General features: G+C 32.8%; 21 protein-coding genes and 1 pseudogene. 14 read left to right on the top strand and 8 right to left on the bottom strand.

Annotated features, from left to right (window positions below):
- From trmB to AC1RYN_RS11565, 7 genes are all read right to left on the bottom strand, one after another.
- The coding region (trmB, locus tag AC1RYN_RS11595) for a tRNA (guanosine(46)-N7)-methyltransferase TrmB (RefSeq protein WP_481807085.1) at positions 1–501 on the bottom strand (501 nt) is incomplete at its 3' end.
- 9 nt (positions 502–510) lie between these two features.
- A complete protein-coding gene (locus AC1RYN_RS11590) occupies positions 511–939 on the bottom strand; it encodes a hypothetical protein (protein ID WP_481807084.1) in 429 nt (142 codons plus the stop codon).
- A 114-nt stretch (positions 940–1,053) separates the two neighbouring features.
- The gene (locus AC1RYN_RS11585; protein WP_481807083.1) at positions 1,054–1,221 is read right to left on the bottom strand and encodes a hypothetical protein; all 168 of its coding nucleotides are present in this window, start codon (positions 1,219–1,221) and stop codon (positions 1,054–1,056) included.
- Between the two features lie 60 nt (positions 1,222–1,281).
- Positions 1,282–1,623 (bottom strand): hypothetical protein, encoded by a 342-nt coding sequence (locus AC1RYN_RS11580; RefSeq protein WP_481807082.1) that lies wholly within the window; start codon positions 1,621–1,623, stop codon positions 1,282–1,284.
- Between the two features lie 333 nt (positions 1,624–1,956).
- The gene (locus AC1RYN_RS11575) at positions 1,957–3,219 is read right to left on the bottom strand and encodes a hypothetical protein (RefSeq protein ID WP_481807081.1); all 1,263 of its coding nucleotides are present in this window, start codon (positions 3,217–3,219) and stop codon (positions 1,957–1,959) included.
- 606 nt (positions 3,220–3,825) lie between these two features.
- Positions 3,826–4,098 carry a hypothetical protein gene (locus tag AC1RYN_RS11570; RefSeq protein WP_481807080.1) on the bottom strand — a complete coding sequence of 91 codons (273 nt, stop codon included), beginning with the start codon at positions 4,096–4,098 and terminating at the stop codon, positions 3,826–3,828.
- Positions 4,065–4,562 (bottom strand): hypothetical protein, encoded by a 498-nt coding sequence (locus AC1RYN_RS11565; RefSeq protein WP_481807079.1) that lies wholly within the window; start codon positions 4,560–4,562, stop codon positions 4,065–4,067. The genes AC1RYN_RS11570 and AC1RYN_RS11565 overlap by 34 nt, the downstream gene beginning before the upstream one ends.
- Before the next feature lie 660 nt (positions 4,563–5,222).
- Between AC1RYN_RS11565 and AC1RYN_RS11560 the strand changes: the two genes are divergently transcribed.
- From AC1RYN_RS11560 to AC1RYN_RS11495, 14 genes and pseudogenes are all read left to right on the top strand, one after another.
- Complete coding sequence (locus AC1RYN_RS11560; RefSeq protein ID WP_481807078.1) at positions 5,223–6,266, top strand: methyltransferase; 1,044 nt, start codon at positions 5,223–5,225, stop codon at positions 6,264–6,266.
- Positions 6,267–6,408: 142 nt separating this feature from the next.
- Complete coding sequence (locus AC1RYN_RS11555) at positions 6,409–6,672, top strand: hypothetical protein (RefSeq protein WP_481807077.1); 264 nt, start codon at positions 6,409–6,411, stop codon at positions 6,670–6,672.
- Complete coding sequence (locus AC1RYN_RS11550) at positions 6,654–7,157, top strand: hypothetical protein (protein WP_481807076.1); 504 nt, start codon at positions 6,654–6,656, stop codon at positions 7,155–7,157. The genes AC1RYN_RS11555 and AC1RYN_RS11550 overlap by 19 nt, the downstream gene beginning before the upstream one ends.
- Positions 7,157–7,384, top strand: a complete 228-nt coding sequence (locus tag AC1RYN_RS11545; RefSeq protein WP_481807075.1) for a helix-turn-helix transcriptional regulator — start codon at positions 7,157–7,159, stop codon at positions 7,382–7,384. The genes AC1RYN_RS11550 and AC1RYN_RS11545 overlap by 1 nt, the downstream gene beginning before the upstream one ends.
- A 5-nt stretch (positions 7,385–7,389) precedes the next feature.
- Positions 7,390–8,382, top strand: a complete 993-nt coding sequence (locus AC1RYN_RS11540) for a helix-turn-helix domain-containing protein (protein WP_481807074.1) — start codon at positions 7,390–7,392, stop codon at positions 8,380–8,382.
- A gap of 496 nt (positions 8,383–8,878) precedes the next feature.
- Positions 8,879–10,873 (top strand): hypothetical protein, encoded by a 1,995-nt coding sequence (locus AC1RYN_RS11535; RefSeq protein WP_481807073.1) that lies wholly within the window; start codon positions 8,879–8,881, stop codon positions 10,871–10,873.
- 581 nt (positions 10,874–11,454) lie between these two features.
- Entirely contained in the window at positions 11,455–11,754 is a 300-nt protein-coding gene (locus AC1RYN_RS11530; RefSeq protein ID WP_481807072.1) for a hypothetical protein, read from the top strand.
- A gap of 564 nt (positions 11,755–12,318) precedes the next feature.
- Complete coding sequence (locus AC1RYN_RS11525) at positions 12,319–15,276, top strand: tail fiber domain-containing protein (RefSeq protein WP_481807071.1); 2,958 nt, start codon at positions 12,319–12,321, stop codon at positions 15,274–15,276.
- Between the two features lie 737 nt (positions 15,277–16,013).
- Complete coding sequence (locus AC1RYN_RS11520; protein ID WP_481807070.1) at positions 16,014–16,805, top strand: hypothetical protein; 792 nt, start codon at positions 16,014–16,016, stop codon at positions 16,803–16,805.
- Between the two features lie 1,353 nt (positions 16,806–18,158).
- On the top strand, positions 18,159–18,395 hold the full coding sequence (locus tag AC1RYN_RS11515) for a hypothetical protein (protein ID WP_481807069.1): 237 nt from the start codon (positions 18,159–18,161) through the stop codon (positions 18,393–18,395).
- 182 nt (positions 18,396–18,577) lie between these two features.
- A complete protein-coding gene (locus AC1RYN_RS11510; RefSeq protein ID WP_481807068.1) occupies positions 18,578–18,718 on the top strand; it encodes a hypothetical protein in 141 nt (46 codons plus the stop codon).
- A gap of 482 nt (positions 18,719–19,200) precedes the next feature.
- Positions 19,201–19,344 carry a hypothetical protein gene (locus tag AC1RYN_RS11505; protein WP_481807067.1) on the top strand — a complete coding sequence of 48 codons (144 nt, stop codon included), beginning with the start codon at positions 19,201–19,203 and terminating at the stop codon, positions 19,342–19,344.
- Between the two features lie 424 nt (positions 19,345–19,768).
- Positions 19,769–20,095 (top strand): helix-turn-helix transcriptional regulator, encoded by a 327-nt coding sequence (locus AC1RYN_RS11500; protein ID WP_481807066.1) that lies wholly within the window; start codon positions 19,769–19,771, stop codon positions 20,093–20,095.
- A 25-nt stretch (positions 20,096–20,120) separates the two neighbouring features.
- Positions 20,121–20,183 (top strand): annotated as a pseudogene (locus AC1RYN_RS11495) (hypothetical protein); the annotation flags it as partial.
- 236 nt (positions 20,184–20,419) lie between these two features.
- Here the strand turns inward: AC1RYN_RS11495 and AC1RYN_RS11490 are convergent.
- Entirely contained in the window at positions 20,420–20,929 is a 510-nt protein-coding gene (locus tag AC1RYN_RS11490) for a hypothetical protein (protein ID WP_481807065.1), read from the bottom strand.
- Positions 20,930–20,955: the final 26 nt, after the last annotated feature.

The raw sequence follows: 20,955 nt of genomic DNA, 5'->3' as shown, positions 1-20,955 counted from the left end.
GCGCACCAGTTCCGCGAAGGACGCCTGGACGTACTGGCGCTTGTGGTGACGGGCCTTGTGCCATGGGTCGGGGAAGAACAGCATCAGGCGGTCGAGGCTGTTGTCGGCGATGCAGCGGTTGAGCACTTCAATCGCGTCGCAGTCGTAGACCCGCAGGTTTTTCAGGCCCTGGGTCAGCACGCCCTTGAGCAGTGCGCCGACGCCTGGACGGTGCACTTCCACACCGATGAAATCCTGCTCCGGCGCGGCTGCGGCCATTTCCAGCAGGGAATGGCCCATGCCGAAACCGATTTCCAGGGAGCGCGGGGCCGAACGGCCGAGCACTTGGTCATAGTCCACCGGCGCATCGGCCAGGGCACAGACGAACAGCGGCGTGCCCTGTTCCAGGCCCTTTTGCTGGCCTTCGGTCATGCGGCGGCGCGCATCACAGTCTCGATGCGGGCGGTGCTTGGACTCGTCGCCCTCTTCCACGGTGTTCGGCGTTTCGTTCGATTCAGTCATCAATAGCTCTTACTTGATCAGACCATCCAGCGGCGAAGAGGCGCTGGCATAGAGTTTTTTCGGCATGCGCCCGGCGAGGTAGGCCAGGCGGCCCGCGACGATGGCGTGGTTCATGGCTTGGGCCATCATGATTGGTTGCTGGGCATGGGCAATGGCCGAGTTCATCAGCACCGCGTCGCAGCCCAGTTCCATGGCGATGGTCGCGTCGGAGGCAGTGCCCACACCCGCATCCACCAATACCGGGATCTTGGCTTCTTCGAGGATGATCTGCAGGTTATACGGATTGCTAAGGTTAAGTGCAACTTTCCCACAGGTAGTTCCAGCACCTTCATCCCAATAGGAGGGATTTTCTTCTTTTTTTCCTTCGCAGGCTATTAGAAGAATAATAAAAAAACAAAAAAAGGTTTTAAGAAATATTTTTTTTATTAGACATTTCATTTGCTGAAGTTCTGCGTTTGGCGTTTTTTGGAGATTAAAGATGCATATTTTTTTATTAAACACAAAACTACTTTGAAGCCAGCCTAAAACTCGAATCTCAATAAGCTATTTTGTTTATTCTGATAGATCTTGAATACATTGCTCTCTGATTTCCCAAAGTTCATCAAGAGAGTAGTTAATGTTGTTATTTTCATTAAGCCAATTTGTTAAGAAATTCTTATGCATTTGGATTTTATGTTGGCTTATTTCGTTTGGTTGAATTTCGGTTTCAAAGTAAATCATCTTCAAAGTCAGCCGATGATGAATTTTGTTTAGTAAAATCGAAAATGATGTTTTTATATTTTAAGTAATTATGCGCTCTGGAATATACTTCAGATTCTTTTTTGATAAAGTATTTCCAATTTTTGGTGTGTTGGTGGCACTCATCTTGAAAATCCCAAGTATTAATTTAATATAGCTAAAAGAATTTTCATCTGCTAATTGCTTTAGGATAGCGTGTTTGGTACTACAAGTTCCTTTGTTATCTGAGAAAAGTGTTCTTAAATCATCTTTGTTTTCGTTACGTCCGTAATCTAAATTTTGAATGTATTCCGTTGCTTGATGAAATGTTAAGATGTTTCTTTTCAAGAATTCCTTTGATATTTTTGCATCTGATTTTATATCAAAATTCGGAAGTATGTTCATAGATGAATATTTGGTTTATAATGGTAGCTAACTTAATAAATATATAAATTTTTTACAAGTTATGAATTTTCGCTAATCTAAATATAAACTCAAAAAAACTTGGATCAGACTTTAATTAAAAAATCTAATCCAAGTTTGTATCTTATTTTAAATAGAAATTATTTAAAGATTCCTCAGTTTATCAATAAAACCTTCAGGAATTTGAATTTTTAAACCAACTCGCAGTCCATTTTTATTGAAGTTATTTTTTGAAAATGCTTTTCTATTTGGTATTTATTAAAGTTATCCCATTTTGGTGCAGTGCTTGTTTTTTGTCCGTACATCGCATCCAGGCTAAACATTGTTGTCTTTGTATAGGTGATGTAAAACTTCTAAAATCTTAAAGAAAAATTCATCTAGCATTACGATTGCGTCAAATTCAGATTTCAGTGTATTGTAATTACTATCAGCAGGATTTAATAGCTGTAATAAATCTAAAATTTCGTTTTTTTCAGCTTCATTAATTTCGGCTAAATAACCTGTTTTTAGTGTTTTTACAACGAGATTATTCCAAGCAATGCTATCATGCCCCCATTGTACATTAGGCAGGTTTAAGGAATGCTCACAAATTAGAAGAATTGATTGAAGCACATCATTTAAGTATTCCGTTGGAAACTCATCAAAGCTTCTGAATTCGAAACCACTTTGGTACATTTTCTCCTGATTAAAATCAAGTCCCAGTTCCGAAAGCATTTCATATTGCATGTCTGCTTCAATCTGATCACGCCACCAGACGTTTTCCTCTTTTTCAAATTTCAGCAGTTTTCTAAAATCATCTACATTATAGGTTAGAATTTTGCCTTTTGGCATGGCTTTGTTATACGTTCCTACGCCTATGTAACGTGACATGGCATTTCGCATAGAACCTAGAGTAAAATTTTTGTCTAAATTATATGTATCACTAATTACTCCCATAATGTCGGGACTTCCTAGAGTTGCTATAAAGAAGGGCTCAAACCATTGCAAGAGATAAATAGCATTAGCATGTGTTTTTTCAAAATTATTGTAATCAATAATCCTGCTGTCTTCAGTTAATGTTGGTAAAGTAATATGAAAATGATAGGTTCCAGTATTAAATAAAACCAGATTTTCCTGATTGGTCATAAACATATTAAGTCCATTGTTGTAATCTGGGAAATCTAATTTTTCTTTTAGTACAGCCGATTCATTAATTTTATCAATGAATAATTTTTTGGTTGCTTTTAATTCTTTGCAGGAATCAACTACTGTTCTGTTTTCAAAATATTTGGTTACAAACTCGATAGAATCACCATCAAAATGTACAGAACCCATTGTTTTATTCCTTTGGGTAATCATGCTCTGAATATTATAGGGTTGCTCCTCAAGGAAAAGCTCCATGATTGATTTACCAAGGTATTCTGGATTTTCAATTGGCTGTACAGGTTCAGCAGTAGGGGCATCAACTAATTGAATTGCTTCTGCTAATGTTTTGTGCTGAAAGTTGATATCTAGTTTTTCCAGCGAATGACTATTCATCATTCTGCTAACTTGATAGTTTTCATTTAAATTAAAAGCTTTTTCCAATACAGGAGCCAAGCTATCTGGTTTATAGCATTTTCTGTAGTCAATACTATATCTCTCAAAGCCAATTTTTTCTTGTATAAACGCACCAGTGACTATTAAGGGATCGGTAAATTGCAAGTAGGTTTCATTCTCTAATCCTATGCCCCAATAAGATACTTTTTTGTCGGTGTGTTTTTCATTTATACTAATTGTCTTTTATGTGATTAATTAAAATTTTTTAAAGCCTTTATTCTTATTTGGATATACGAGCTTAATCTGCTTAAAACAGGGACAAAACAACTTGTAATGGATTAACATAATAGATGCATCCATTAAAAAAGTTTAATTTTACTTTTAAAATTGTAGAAATTTATATTTTGTCCTCAGAAACTTGCATTTGTATCGACTGAAAGATTGATAAAAAAGTAAAATTTTATAATGAAGTTATAAAATTACGATTGTCATTAATTGCTTTTATATCAATAATTTAAGCGGATGAATAGCTCAAATTTAATTTTGGCTATTCATGTTTTTTCCAAGTTGCAAATCTAGTTCTTTTTTATGTGATTTGCAACTATGTAATGCTTTGGTAATCAGTAAGTATTTTAATTCTTAAACAATCAAAGGGATTGTTTTTATTTATTCGTGGTAATAAAGCACATAAGAGGAGTATAATTCATCATTCCACCAATCTTTTCTCTCCTCAGAAAAGTAGTTATGGTTTTCCTTTCCCGCTTGCGATTGGAGCGGGTATACTACGATGCCATTCTCGCGATAGGCTTTATGTAAATCTGTTTCGGGAACAACGGGAACAATATGTCCAGAGAGTCCTTTTTGCCTTCTTTTAGCGCAAATTATTCCAATTCCGCCATTGGTATTTACTTTATTTTGAATTTCATCAACAGTATGCATTCTTTCCCAACCAAACTAGCGCCCCATTCTAAAAACCAATCATGTATTGCACTAGAGTAAATGCGGTCAACAGTTTGTCCAAAAACAGCTTCAACTTCTTGTCCTTGCAATACTTTTTTTAAAGACTCACCTTTCCACCAAACTGTAGGAAGATAGACTTTGCCGTAATAGCAATAATCGTAGGAGTACACATTACAATACGTATCTTCTGGAGTTCTTTGATACCTAATATTAGTTTCAACATCTAGTTTATTGATGAGTTGCCCAATACTTTCTTTTTTACTAGCAGCATCTGTTAAATTTCGATACGGAATACTAGAATCTAGCATAGGTCTTTCTTTCCTTCTTGTAGAATCTAATTGAGATTGCGGATCAGGTAATAAATCAGCTTTCTTTATTAGGTTATTAGGTATTGGATTATCTTTTAATGAAACTATTTCTTCTGTTATGGTATGTTTTCCCATCTTGACTGCTTAAAATTAATTGGCGTTACGTTATAGATATTCACTATTTGTTCAACGTAATTTTGTGCGCTAAAAAGTAAATATAGGGATTTTAACTTTTCTAAAGGGGCAGATAAAAGACAAATTATAGAAAAATTATGATTCATTTAATTAATCTATTGCTTTTAAAAAATGCTATTCTTAACATGTTTGCTTGTAATTAGTGTAATTATAGAATCTTTTTTCTTTTAATTTTTCAATGTAATATGTTGTTTTTTAGTTAGGTATGTTGATCCTGTTTCTTGCAGGAGCTATTAATTAGCAACTTAAAAAGCATATAAAACGAATAGTATCTCTAACAGATTTTTTTGAAGGCTAGGGAGTATTTATTTGTGTTCATGACAATTTTTAAAATTGGCTTTATTGTAACTGTTTGAATAAGTTGATAATAAATGAAGGAAGGTATTAAGTTTTTTTATAACTTAGTGATGTAAAATGTTGTTTAGTAGTGGTTTATGTTGTTAAATACAATTGTTTTCAACATATTAAATAGTGCTTTTTTTATTAAAAGCAGCTGGTTTACTTATTTATAATACATAGAGCAGTATTATAAAAAGGTAATAACATAAGTGTAGCAAAAAAACGAAATAATTACATCCAATGGTTTGACTTATAGTAAAGATGAAAGATGATGCCAACCAACCGACTCCCCAAAAAATTATGCAAATTGGTACAGGATTTTGGAATTCCAAAGTGCTGCTGACTGCTGTAAAATTTGAACTTTTCACCTTCTTAGCATGTCAAAAATCTATGACTGCTAATGAAATTAAAGAAACTTTATCTTTTCAATGCACAGATCGTCATGTATATGATTTTCTAGATGCATTAACAGGCTTGGGTTTTCTGGAACGGAATGGAATTTGGGACAATGCACGATATTCTAATGCGATTGATGCAGCTATTTTTTTAGACAAAAAAAAGTCCTCTTATATAGGAGGAATTCTGGAAATGGCAAATGACCGACTGTTCCGATTTTGGGCTGATTTAGATGAAGCTCTGCTCACAGGTAAACCACAGAATGAAATAAAATACAATGGGAAGTCCGTATTTGAGGAACTATATTCAGAACCAGCGCGGTTAAAACAATTTATACATGCCATGTCTGGGATATCTATTGGGAATTTTATTACTTTTGCAAACCAGTTTGATTTTTCTCCATACCAAACACTTTGTGACATGGGGGGAGCAGCTGGTCTTTTATCTATTCAGGTAGCCAAATACAATTCGCATATGGATTGTGTTACATATGATTTGCCACTAGTGGAGCCACTTGCTATTGAAAACATAGCAGCACACGGATTAAAGGATAAGATAAAAACAGGTACAATCGATTTTTTTATTGATGAATTTCCTAAAGCAGACGTCATAACTATGGGGATGATTTTGCATGATTGGAATCTTGAAAACAAAAAAATGCTGATTAAAAAAGCCTATAATGCTTTACCTGAAGGCGGTGCTTTTATTGTTATAGAAGCTATTATTGACAATGAACGCAAAAAGAATGTTTTCGGTTTAACTATGTCCCTCAATATGTTAATCGAATTTGGAGATGCTTTTGATTTTACAGGAGCTGATTTTGAGTCATGGGCTAAAGAAGCGGGATTCGAAAAAGTCACCATCATGCCCCTTGTCGGCACATCCAGTGCGGCTATTGCGATAAAATAAAAATGAATAGACCAGAAGTAATTGTACCCAACAAGCTTATAATGGTAAAAGAATGTTTTTTTAAATAGATGTAAAGTGCATTTATAATTTAAGAAAAAAAAATAAAAATGTATTTTTTGCATTTAAGGTATAATTATTTTTTATGAAAGTAGTAGAACAAGATTTTGACAGCAGTCCCGATTGGGTTGGAGTTATAGCAAATGCTATGGGAGGTGTTGTAGATGGTAATTTTATAAGAGGGGATAATGATAGTTATAAAGGCACACATTTAATTTTAAATATAGAAGAAGAAATTATAGCGATGCTGATTGACGTAAGTTATAAAGAAACGTTATTGTTAAAACATAAGAATAATACGGATACGAGTTTTGTGGCTTTGCTTTCTTTATGTTTAATTCAGATGTAGATCTTGTTATAAATAAAAGAAGAACACGATTTGGAAAACTGGATTATAATTTTCTGATGGTAGATGGCGCATTAAATGTAGATCATATCATTGAAAAAGAAACCAATTTGTATTGTATTTATATCATTATAAAAAAAACTACTTTTAGAGAATATTTAAAGAAGATTTGTGAAATTAATGATGATATTGTTTTCGATTCTAAAAAGAATACGATTATTAACATAGACAGAATGAATTACCAAAGTCAGGTTTTAATAAATAATTTTAGAAAAACTGCACCATATAGTCCGTATTATGAGATGAGCTTTAAAGCGCTTGCTTATGCATTGATAAATAATTATTTAGAGCAGTTAAAGACAAAAAAAACAATCCTTGGTGAAGTTGTTAATGATGATATAAAAAGAATAATCGTTTCTAAGAAATTTTTACAAAAAAACATCAAAGAAGTATTTCCTGTATTGATTTTTTGGCTGCCAAAGCACTGATGTCACCAACTAAGTATAAACTGCTATTTACTAAAGTTTTTGGGTCGTCTCCAGCAGTATATTTTTACGATAGTAAATTAAAAAAAGCAAAAGAACTTTTAGAAACAAAGCAATATACAGTAGGAGAAATTTCAGATCAATTAAATTACTCCAGTGCCTCTTATTTGGCAAAAAAGTTTACTAATGTATATGGAATCTCTCCAAAAGAATATCAGAATTTATTATAAATTATATGGATAGTTTATTGCCAGAATTTAAGCATACTTATACCTTAACCCCCCATTGGCGACAAAAATATGTTGATGAATTGGGATGCACCATAACTGATGAAAATGTAATGCATTTCCCTAAAGAAGTAGTAGATGGAACTCTTTATTTTACAGAAATTTCCCCAGATATATCTGTAGTAGTTATTGATGCAGTTTTACAAAAAGAAATGCGATTTACCCGATTAAAGTCAGAGGAGGAATTTTGGATTATATATTATGATTTGAGTGATAGTTTTAATAGTCATATGGTAAATGATGCAAAACATAGAATCGGCTATACCTCTAAACTTGGTTTTGGAATTGTAGATAGTCAAATAAGCAGTTCATATGATGCTAAAGTAGGAGATAGGGCGTATTCACTTAGATTATTCATAAAAAAAGAGACTGTTAAAGCTTTTTTCGAAAAAGAAAAGATTGAAAAAAAATTCAAATTTTTTTTTGATAACAATAAGAAAAAAATATTTTTTTACGGTCATATTGATAGTAGGAGCAAAGTGGTACTTCATGATCTGAAGCAGCACAATATGGAGGACTTTAATTATGAGTTTCTTTTAAAAAATGCCACTTATAATTTACTGGCTTATTTTTATGAAAGACTAAGAGATGATAGTTCTACTATGAGATCATTGCTTGAAAAAGATGTTGCGGCTGTTATGAAAAGTCAGAATTTTTTATTAGCTGATCTTTTGATGCCTTTTCCAGGAATAATTAGATTAGCTGAAATTGCGAATATGTCGGTTTCTAAATTTACAAGTTTGTATAAAAACATATATGGAAAAAGCCCCGCTTTATTTTTTAAAATTGAAAAATTAGAATTAGCCAAAGAACTATTAGAAAATGGGGATTTTAACTCAATTAGCGACTTGTCATATACATTAGGCTATAATAATACAGCTTATTTTTCCTCTGTTTATAGAAAACACTTTGGTGTTTTTCCTAAAATTGATAATACATAATTTACTTAAAGAATAACTATTTATTCCTGATCAAAGCCTTCTAATCATATTGATTCGAAGGTTTTTTATTATATCGCTTTATGCGTTTTAAGATATTACAGATTATTTTATTAGCTATATAATTTTAATTGAAGTCTATAGAATTGAAGTTTTTCATCTAACACATAGATTCTTAATATATGGCTAAAGGATATTAAAAGAAACGTGTTTCTTTTACATAGCACAGTCCTGTGTTTTGTAAATAAGTTACCTACTATACAATTAAAAAACGATGTTTCTATGTGTTAAAATGTTTTTGTTCAATGAGTTTGTATCAAGTTTTTGCATAACAAATAGAAATATATTAAGTCTTCTGGTGCTAATTTTATAATTTTTATTAAAAAGTAAAAGAAAGAAGCATATGTAGTTTTGCAGCTCAAATTAGAACGTAGCCCAAACACTAACAATTACTCACTTTTATAATCTTGAAAATAGAGTTAGTAATATTAATTTTTTTATGAAGTATCTTTTATACAATTATAAAGTAAGATTGTTTTTTTTAGTGCTGTTTGTTGTGTTATTTTCTGTAAAGAGTGTTGCGCAGGAAGCACAGGTTATTACTCGAAAAAAAAATAATTTGCCCTATACTTTTAGCAGTGAGAGTCGTGACTATGCTTATCTTGATGAAGGTACTGTTGTTCCGACCCTTAGTACTGATGATCTAGTGAGTGACAAGTTGCCCATAGGGTTTTCTTTTCAATTGGGATGTGATTTTTATTCTGATTTCTATGCTAGCTCTAATGGAACGTTATCTTTTAACAATAGTTTTCTTGACGGAAGCAATAGTAGCTATACATTGAGTCCTTATACTAATTTGACACTATTGGCTCCTTTATGGGATGATTTAAATGGATTAGGAGGTGCTTTTTCATACAAAACGGAAGGTATGGCTCCTAATCGGGTCTTTACTGCGGAGTGGAAAAACTGGAAGTGGAATTATACTGCGGATTGGGCTGTGATCTCTTTTCAGGTTAAATTATATGAAGGAACCAATGCTATAGAATATGTTTATAAGCAGGAACCAACACCCAATACGCCAGGATCAGCGTCTATTGGTATATATAACGACAACACTTTGAATGCAGAAGCGAAACAACTATGGCTCAATAATACTAGTGAGAACCCAGTCGTATCTATAGATATTACCAATACTATTAATGTACGTCCAGCAAGCGGACAAGTATATCGTTTTACCCGTAATGATACTGATGCTAGTTGTGATGGAGTTGTTTATTATGGACAGACTATAATAAACCCAACAGGGGGAACAAATGCAAATGATGGGCTTAAGATTATTCTATCTGGTACTGCAAATATGCAAATTCGAAGAAATGGAAAAGGTCAGATATATGGTAGTGGTGATAATTTAGTATATGGCACTTCGATCCATATCAAGTTCCGGGAACGTACTCATGGTCTAGTGCTTGCTGTGGGAGATACTTATTTCACAGGTGGTTCATTAGTACCTGTATATGGCTCAGATAATCGATTGGAAGTTGTAAGTAGTACACAACAAGGAGCTATCGAATCTACTCCAGGACATTTTGTTAATGAAATTAAATTAACGGCTGTTAAAAATGGTTTAAGGTACTATTTAACAGTAAAATATGTTTACGATTTCCCAAAGAATGATTTTTTTATGGATTATAATGTAATTATACCTGAAGGAAATACAGAAGAAGTCAAATTGGCACATGGCTGGGATACTTATTTGCAAGGATCTGATAGTGGACCAGGTTTTGTTCTTGGAACAGCTCCTAATTTGGTGGTTGGAGTAAAAAGAGAACCTTCGTTTGAAGCTTTTGAGTTTTTAGAAGGTATACCGTGGAGTGGTTATTTTTCTGCTAATTATAGCTTATTAAATAGTGATTTAGGAACTGAAATGACTTTTAAAAATACGATAGATCCTGATCCTAATACAGATAATGGTATGGGAATTTCAATGAATTTTGGAAGGGTTCCAGGAAGTTTTACCAGTAGTAATAAAATGGTTTTTGCTTGTGAAGCGGGAGATGTAGCGCCAGCTTTAGCCAATAAGGGAGGTATTTGCCAAGGTATGGTATTAGATTTAAACAGTCTGATTACATCTCCAACGCCTCCAGGTACAGTTATAATTTGGAAAGATTCAAAAAACGAAATCGTTACAGATTCTTCAACAGTCAATACAGAAGGCACGTATACAGCCTATTATCATTCTGTAAAATACGATTGTGATTCTCCTGCTGCGACTATTGTTGTTAATGATGATATTACTTGTGGAATTTGTTATAGACCTGGTGCTGATACAGGTACAGAAGCAGGTTCTCCTTTAGCAATTATTTCTACGCTGAATCGAAAAAATCATCCTGCCATAAATCCAAGAAACGGAGCTTTAGTTTTAGAGTCTAAAGAAAAAGGTTTTGTGATTAGTAGAATTGTTTCGCCAGAAACTAGCTATTGCGGTTCCCGTTGAAGGGATGCTTGTTTTTGATACGGCCAAGCAATTGTTTAAAATTGTACAACGGTATCAGTTGGAATTGTATTGAGCAAACATGTGTTGACAATAATTAATGGAGCTGATTGAATTGTAGTTTGTTTTTGCTTTTTTATCTAACACCTATGTGTATTATAAATAAGTGAAACGCCTAATTTGAGCTAAAGAAAGCTATGTTTTTATGATTATCTCTTATGCTAATAATAAGGCTTCTTGTGCTAATTTTATGGCTTTAATTTCAGATTTAATAAAAGGAGTATATGTAATTTTGCTTTCAGTTTAGAAGAGAGGTAGCATCTAATATGATTTATTAAATTCTAATCTATATAGATTCTATAAATTTATAGAACACAAAAAGAAACACATTTTTTTCACATAGTAGAGCTATGCGTTATGTAAATAAGTGAAACGTCTACTATACAGTTAAAAAAAAGCTATGTTGCTATGTGTTGAAAATAATTTACGATAGGGTAAATAAGTATATAAATTAAACGTATAAAAAATGAAAAATATAGTATTTATAATCCTATCTTGGAGTAGGATTAACAGCAAATGCCCAAATGGCTATTGGTAAACACCAAGTAGATGGATCGGGAATTGTAGATTTCAGAGATGAATGGGAGGCTGGAATCGTTTTACCTTGGGTAACCACAATACCTACAGGAAAAGCTTTGTCTCCAGGAGTTTTGATTTATAATGCTATTGAAAAAAAAGTGATGTATTATAATGGTACTGCTTGGGTTGATTTGTCTATACATGCCGGAGCAGTAAATTTAACAGAACAAGATGCAATTCCAGAAGTAGCCGGAGGAACAGTTGTAGGCGCTTTGAGTAGCCCAGTAAAGGGGTACTTGTATTAGAAACAACTGATAAGGCTCTAATACTACCTAAAGTAGCTTCGCCACATTTAAATATTATTAAGCCTATGGCAGGAACAATTTGTTATGATAAAAATAAAAAAATGATGTGTGTTTATAATGGCACTGAATGGTCATTTTGGAAATAAATACCAGATCATAAACAATTCTATCGTTAATTAAATTCAGGTATGTGCTGGGATTTTTTTGACGATATTGCTGTTAAATGCCTTTTTTTGAAACATTCTACACGTTTAAAATCGTACCATTTTTGATTTCATGACTGTTTGGCTACGCAAATTCACTCAATATTAAAAATAAAAAAAAATCAAAACCTTGATTTTTAGATGATTATTCTAAAAAAATAAGCGGGTAGATGTGTGTACCCTTATATTTTATTTTCTGTTTATTTAGCATATACTTTGCATTCACAAAAATTATGAATATTCTTTATAGGATAATGTAGCATAATTTAAATGTTGAATCAATGTAGTTTTTATTTAATTGATATCCTGTTATATTTCATTAAATAAAACTAAGTACTAACTTTCTAAATAAATAGAATCTATGATAAATAAAATTCTACTTTTTGCCTTCGTTTTTATAACTTATAGCTCAAATGCCCAAATTGGGATTGGAACTACCACACCAGATGCTTCAGCAGCTTTGGATGTTCGCCTTACTAATAAAGGAGTTTTGTTGTCCCGTGTAGCACTTACAGGAACTACAGATGTTACCACAATACCTACACCAGCTAATTATTTAACAGTTTATAATACAGCAACTACGAGTGATGTAATTCCGAGTTATTACTACTGGAATATGCAAACCTTAAAATGGATACAAATAATAGATTCAGATTCACCTATCATATTTTGGAGTTTTACAGGAAATGATGTTAAGTCAACTGATTTTATAGGAACTACAAATGATGTGGATCTTGTTTTTAAAAGAAAAGGTGTGCAGGCGGGTAAACTGAGTGCTATTAATACCTCTTTTGGTGTAAATGCTTTAACAAAAAATACAGGAATAAATAATGTGGCATTAGGTACTAATGCCTTGGCAGCTAACACAACAGGAGGCCATAATATTGCTACTGGTCTTAATGCATTAATGAGTAATCTTACAGGAGAGAATAATATTGCTACTGGATACTTAGCATTGCAAAAAAATATAGGTGGGAATAGTAATACTGGTATTGGGAGCAATGCATTGCGTGAAAACATGACAGGAAGTAATAACGTAGCTATAGGGAGCAACACATTGATGTGGAGTACACAGGGGATGGATAATATTGCAATGGGGTACGATGCATTAAGGAACAATCAAGGAAGTGATAATATTGCTACTGGTACTAGGGCATTGGTCTCTAATACAGAAGGATCTGGTAATATTGCTACTGGTTCTGGGGCATTGAGCTTTAATACAAAAGGATCTAATAATATTGCTACTGGTACTGGGGCATTGGGCTCTAATACAACAGGATCTGATAATATTGCTTTAGGTGTAAAAACATTGATGGCTAATACAACTGGATCTGGTAATATTGCTACTGGTGCTAGTGCATTGAGCTCTAATACAACAGGATCTAATAATATTGCTAGCGGGAGAGGAGCGTTGTACGCTAACATAAGAGGAAAAAACAATGTTGCTAATGGAGATAATGCATTGCGTAATAATACAACAGGAAGCGATAATATTGCTACAGGGAGTAATGCATTGTACTTTAATACAGAAGGAAATGGTAATGTTGCTACAGGAAACCAAGCATTGTACTCTAACACAACAGCAAGTAATAATGTTGCTACAGGAAACCAAGCATTGTACTCTAATACAACAGGGAGTTATAATGTTGCTTCTGGAAAGAAGGCGTTGTACTCTAACACAACAGGGAGCTTTAATGCTGCTACTGGGGATAGTACATTGTACTTTAATACAGAAGGAAATAGTAATGTTGCTACAGGAAACCAAGCATTGTACTCTAACACAACAGGGAGCAATAATGTTGCTACAGGAAACAAGGCATTGTCCTCTAACACAACAGGGAGCAATAATACTGCTACTGGGGATGGTGCATTGTATTTTAATAAAACAGGGAGCAATAATATTGCTACTGGTAAGGAAGCATTATATCTTAATACAAATGGAAGGCATAATATTGCTACTGGTGTTAGTGCGTTGTACTCTAACGCAGAAGGAACCAATAATATTGCCACTGGAACCAAGGTATTGTACTTTAATACAAAGGGTAATTATAATATTGCTACCGGTACGGAGGCATTGTATACTAACGAGACAGGAGATAATAATATTGCAACTGGATACAGAGCATTGTATTCTAACTTAACAGGGTCAGATAATGTTGCAAGTGGAAGATCAGCATTAGAATCTAACATAACAGGAGTTGGTAATATTGCTATTGGGAGTGTTGCATTATACTCTAACATAACGGGAGCTCGTAATATAGCTAGTGGGGTTGGTGCATTGTACTCTAATGTAAAAGGAGATTCTAATATTGCTATTGGAGAAAAGGCATTATACTCTAACATAGCGTCTGGTAATATTGCTACTGGTAATGAAGCATTGTTCTCTAACAAAGAAGGACTTAATAATATTGCCACTGGAAATAAGGCATTGTATTTTAACACTGGATATAATAATATTGCTACTGGGAACTCTGCATTGTATACTAACACAAAAGGATCTGGTAATATTGCTACAGGGCTCCGCGCATTGTATTCTAATACAGAAGGAAGTGGTAATATTGCTAGTGGGTATTCGGCATTAGAATCTAACATAACAGGAGAGCATAATATTGCTACTGGTACTGGGGCATTGGGCTCTAACACAATAGGATCTTATAATTTTGCTGCAGGACAGAATACAATGCTAAATAATACAACAGGATCTTATAATGTTGCTATAGGAGACAATTCATCTATTCTTAATAAAACAGGATCTTATAATGTTGCTTTGGGGATAGGTGCCCTTAACTATAATTATTCAGGAGATAGAAATACAGCAATAGGGTATGATGCAGGAATGATAGATAACAATACAATTGAGTTTACAAATACCACAGCAATAGGTAATGGAGCTAGAGTAGGTAGCAGCAATGAAATAAGGCTTGGAAATTTTGATATTACCAAATTGTCTGCTCAGGTGGCTTTAACCGTAACTTCAGATAAACGCTATAAAGAAAATATTAAAACAATGCCTTTGGGACTGGATTTTATTAACAAGCTACATCCTGTAGAGTATGTTCGTAAAAATAACGAATTAAAAACTAAAGAATGGGGAGTTATTGCACAGGAGTTGCAGGAAACACTACAAACAGTAAATTATAAAGATGCTGGTCTTGTTCAGGAAGACGGTACTAAAGATAAAATGCTCTCTGTACGTTATACTGATTTAATGGCACCCATGATTAAAGCCATGCAGGAACTGTCTGAAGAAAATAAAGAATTGAAAATAAAAAACGATCTTATTCTAAAAAGAATTGAAGCTTTAGAAGCTAAAAAATAAAAGATATATATCGTCTGATTAAAAAAGGCCTTTGTGTCATGAATAAGGCCTTTTCTTTAATAGATGAAGCTAAAACCTTTTTAAGGCAGTTAGATGAAATTATAGCTCAGAACACATATATCAGATCTAAAATTAGTTATTGAGAGAAAGTATAATCTATAACGTTTTTTTGAGAGTAAAAAATTTATGTTTCTATTGTCGTTTATTACGTTTTTATTTAACACTGTACCCATAAAAAATCCAATCAATACTATGATTGGATTTTTTTGTTTGTAAGATAGTTTTTTTTAAATACTGTTTTTTGCTCCCAGATTTTAATATAATTAAAGTATACAAAAAGAGCTAGATTTCTTTTACATTCTCCGATAGTGATATTAGGTTTTTTTTTTGACGATATTGCTGTTAAATGCCTTTTTTTGAAACATTCTACAAGTTTAAAATCACATTTTTTTTGATTTTATGACCGTTTAGCTACGCAAATTCACTTGGTATTAAAAAATAAACGCCTTTGTTTTTAGATAATTATTCTAAAAAAAAACTATTGGGTAGATGTGCGTACCCTTATATTTTATTCTCTACTTATTTAGTATATACTTTGCATTCACAAAAATTATGAATATTTTTTTAGGATAATGTAGCATAATTTAAATGTTGAATCGATGTAGTTTTTATTTAAATACTGATGGCAGTCATACATTAAGTGAAAAGTTAGAGCTATTAATAGAAGCATTTATTTGATGAAATATCTTTTATACAATTACAATAAAGTAAGGTTGATTTTTTTAGTGCTATTTGTAGCGCTATCTCCAATAAAGAGTATTGCACAGGAAGCGAGGCAAATCAATAGGAATACTCCGTATGGGTTTAGCAGTGGGAGCGTTGCCTATACTTATCTTAACGGAGGAACAGTTGTTCCTGCTCTTAGTGCTGATCAGGGAGTGAGTAGTATGCTGCCCATAGGGTTTTCTTTTCAATTTGGAGGTGATTTTTACTCTGATTTTTATGCCAGTTCTAATGGAACGCTCTCGTTTAATAATCCTTTTGTTGACCAGTTTAATGATAGCTATATATTGTCATTGAGCCGTTATACTAATTTAACTTTATTGGCTCCTTTATGGGATGATTTGAATGGAGAAGGCGGTACTTTTTCATACAAAACTATAGGTATGGCACCCAATAGAATCTTTATTGCCGAATGGAAGAACTGGAAATGGTACTGTAATGCAACTTCGGCCGTAATCTCTTTTCAGGTTAAGTTGTATGAAGGAAGCAATACGATAGAATATGTTTATAATCAGGAACCAACACCCAACACAACTAGCGTATCTGCCTCGATTGGTATGTTTAACGGAAACATTCTAAATACAGAAGCTAAACAATTGTGGCTCAATAACAGCAGCAAAAATCCTGTTGCTTCTATAAATTTTACCGATACTATCACTATACGGCCTGCCAGTGGACAGGTCTATAGTTTTACTCATAGAGACAATAATATCAGTTGTAAAACGGGTAGTATGGCCAAAAAATGATAAATAAAACTGATGAAAAGATGATAATGTCATAATAGAAAGTATAGAATTACCAGAAACAGGAACCGATGTTTTTTCTTTCCGTTTCTATGGTTCAGTACAGGAACCTCTCCCAATGTTACCCCTTTTTTCATTAGTGCATTAAAACAAGGTGGAAAAGCACCATCAGACGACCAACTGATATATTATTAGACATTGCAGAATTAACCCTGGTTAACCCAGTAAATCTATACTACAACTATTATACTTATTCTATAAATTTAACGGCATCTGGACAAGCTGGTGACCTTATTTATTTTAAGATAGCAGGAGCTAAAGATACTGATTTGACTTTGGGCCTATCCAATGGTAGCAACGGTCTTAATTATAATACCTTGGCAAACAGCAGCATATTATGATTTTTTTGGAAATTATAATTAATTTCCAAAAAAATCAAGTAATAGCTTTAGAGGAGAGAATTAAAGAATGATATATAATTAGTGAAAAGACTATACTCTGAAACCTTTTCTGTTGCTGCATTACATATAATACGTGTTATTATGCTATCATAAGTTACTTTTATAAAACGACAACTTGTGTCCTAATAAAAAAATCCAATCAATAATATGATTGGATTTTTTTGTTCAGTTGACTTTATGATTTTTAAAGTACGGCTCCATTAGCTAGATTGCTTTAATTAAATAAAAGCATATTATGGCTTGTTGTGTTCCTTTTGTGGTTTTAAGTAGTTATTTTAAAAAAAGGGTATGTCTATTTTTGCTTTCAAATTAGAACATAGTTAGGACATAGGTAGCAAAACGGACTAATATAAAATTAAAAGGAATGATAAAGAAATTACTTACTGGATTAAATCTATTTGTTTTTATTGCTGTTTTTTCTCAGAGTGGCATCGGTACTCATACACCAGAAGGAGCCCGATATCAATTCTCCTAACAATAATTGGGGCTTAGTACTTCCTCATGTTGATCAAGCAGAAAACACCCAGAACCCTACAGGTAAAAATATAAAAAAGGAACTATTGTTTATGATTTGAAACAGAATTGTATTAAATTTTTTAATGGCTCAGAATGGAGCAGATGTATTTTGGCACCTACTCTTATTAAATTAGAATGTAGTTCAGTTGTTTTAAATCAAGAGATCATTGCTAATTACCCAATCGCTGCAGGAACTAGCAGCTTCCATTCCTTATTCTAATCCGGAGAGGCTTTAAATCCAGGAGAGATTACTATTTCATCAACAAATTTAACCGGATTAACGGCTGTTCTTTCTTCAGGTTTTATTAACAAGGGTTCTGGTAATCTGGTATTTTCTATTTCAGGAACTCCTTCTGCTGATGGAGAAGCTAAGTTTTCTTTGAATATAGCAGGGGCTACTTGTGAATTTATTGTTGTGGCTAAGAATCATATGGATATTGAAGTTCCACTGATAACGAATCTTACTTGTGATGTAGAGAATCAATTAAACCATACTTTAAATGGTAAACACATAATAAATGGAAAAGAAGTGGCGGTTACTTATACTAATATACCAATTATAAGCCAGAGTTTTAATTTTTGTAATGCTTCAACAAGTGCTAATTCTTTTGGGTAGGGAGTGGAATGACTCTAGCAATCTGAACCATTGTTTTTTCACGCCCTGTAACGAATGTAGGAATTGTTTTTACAGCAACAGATGCTGGAGAAGAGTTTAGCTTTACGACCAATGCCAAGAAACCTATTCAGCTAAAAGTCAATAGTACTTGCCAACAGAATATTAAGATAACTGATAATAAAATGAATTTCAGTGGAAAAGTAGCAATAGGGGGAAATATTACTGTAGGTGGAGAATGGTTTACTGAGTTAACATTTAAACATAACGGAGCACTAGGTGGTTCGGTAATCGATTTCTGTTTAAATAATTCCAATGCTTTATAAATAATATAAAGATTAGTTTGTATCAGTTCTGAAAAAATAAATCTTTCCTAATAATCTGTATCGTTTTCTCAGGACTAGATATATCGTAATTTTAATGAATTTTGGCAAATCCTCGGAAGTTTTACCAGTAGTAACAAACTGGTTTTTGCATGTGAAGCGGGAGATGTAGCGCCAGCTTTAGCAAATATAGGAGGTATTTGCCAAGGTATGGTTTAGATTTAAACAATCTGATTACATCTCCAACGCCTCCAGGTATGACATGATACTACTTATAGAGTTTGTTATGAACTGGTTATTGTTACTAGTGCACAAACAGGTTCTTCTTTAGCAGTTATTTCTACGCTGATCGAAAAAATTATCCTGCCGTTTATATAATACATAGAAACATGGATTTTATGAATAATTAAAGAGTGTAAAATTATATAAAAAAATATTACATTTTTTACTAAATGTAATGTACATTTAAGATGTAATTATTGGTTATGAAAGTAATTGAACATGATTTTGATAGTAATCCAAATGGATTTGAAGTGATAGCAAATGCTATGGGAGGTGTTATTGATGGTAGCATTGTAAAGGGGGATAATGCTATATATAAAGGGACGTATTTTATTTTAAATATATAAGAAAAAACTTACGGCAATGCTTATTGACGTAAGTTAATAAGAGACGCTATTCCTTAAACATAAGAATAATACCATTGACGATTATGTAGTTTTACATTTTTATTCTATTTAATTCTGATGTAGATTTTTTTTTGAATAAAGAAGCCATCCCTATTCGGAAAATTAGATTATAATTTCTTAATGATAGCCGGTCTGTCAGATATAGATTATATCGTTAAAAAAGATACCGATGCTATGGTATTTGTATTATCATAGGAAAAACTACTTTAAGAGAATATCTAAATAAAATTTCTAAAATTACTGATGATATTATTTTGGATACTAAAAACAAAGTACAATTATCAATGTAGATAGAATGAGTTACCAAAGCCTGATTTTAATAAATAATTTTAGAAAAATTTCACTAGATAGCCCATTCTATGAGATGAATTTTAAAGCGCTTATTTATGCATTAATAAATAATTATTTAGAGCAGTTAAAGAAAAAAAAAATGATCCTTGGCAAAGTAGTTAATGATGATATAAAAAGAATAATCGTTTCTAGAAAATTTTTGCAAAAAAATAATGAGGGATTATTTCCTGGGATTGATTTTTTGGCTACTGAAGCATTAATGTCTGTTTCTAAATATAAAAAGATGTTTACTGAAACTTTAGGATTATCTCCTGCAGTGTATTTTTATAATTGCAAACTAGAAAAAGCTAAAAAACTTTTAGAAACAAAACAATATACAGTAAGAAGAAGTTGCAGATAAATTAAATTACTCTAGTTCTTCTTTTTTAGCAAAAAAATTTAGTGATGTATATGGAGTTTCTCCAAAAGAATTTCAGAATTTACTATAAATTATTATAGATAACGCTAACAAAAAAACAATCAATAACGATACATATTATTTTGTCTTAATTATTTTCAGCTCTTTAAAATAGCCTATTGTACCAACATCTACCCAAATGGGCCACACCATTGCCATTAAAACCTCCTAACATTTCATTTACAATAAACGAAGGATGTTTTTGTTCGTTTAGGTACAGTATTGCTTTTTTATCTTTGACCTCTATTTTTATAGTAATCCATTCGTTTAAATCAATATTGGCATACGTTTCGTATTGACCTTTATATTCCTCTTTCTGAGTTTAGCAAATTTATAGTTTGGGTAAGCATAGTATTGTACAGTATGGTTTCTTTCTAATTGGTTTTCTGACCTGCCTGCTTTAGGCCTTAAATAAATTGACTGGTAGGTACTATTATCTTTATTAATCCTAAAAGCAAGCCCTATAAAACCTTTTGAAAACTTAAAAGGTAAAGGATCTTGTAATTGGCTCAAAACTTTAATTTCAATTATACCATTTTCAAATTCTACATTCTTCAGTTTAAGAAATGTAGGTTCGTCAACAGTTTTTTCCAAATGGTTTATATCGAATGGAATTTTTGTTAGATCACGTTCAATTTTTAGAACTTTTTCACCATTTAAAAAGGTAGTCGAAGCAATTACATTTGAAACTTCAAATTCTTTGCCATCGTAGTGTATGGTTTGTGCATAGCTAGGTGCTGCCTCCCTAACAACAGGAGCATGTATTAACCTTAACAATACGTAACTTTAACGAGTAGATGTAA

This window comes from Flavobacterium sp. TC780 (genome assembly GCF_056783245.1).
Note: the sequence above shows the minus strand (reverse complement) of the source record. Positions and strands in the feature narration are given on the sequence as shown.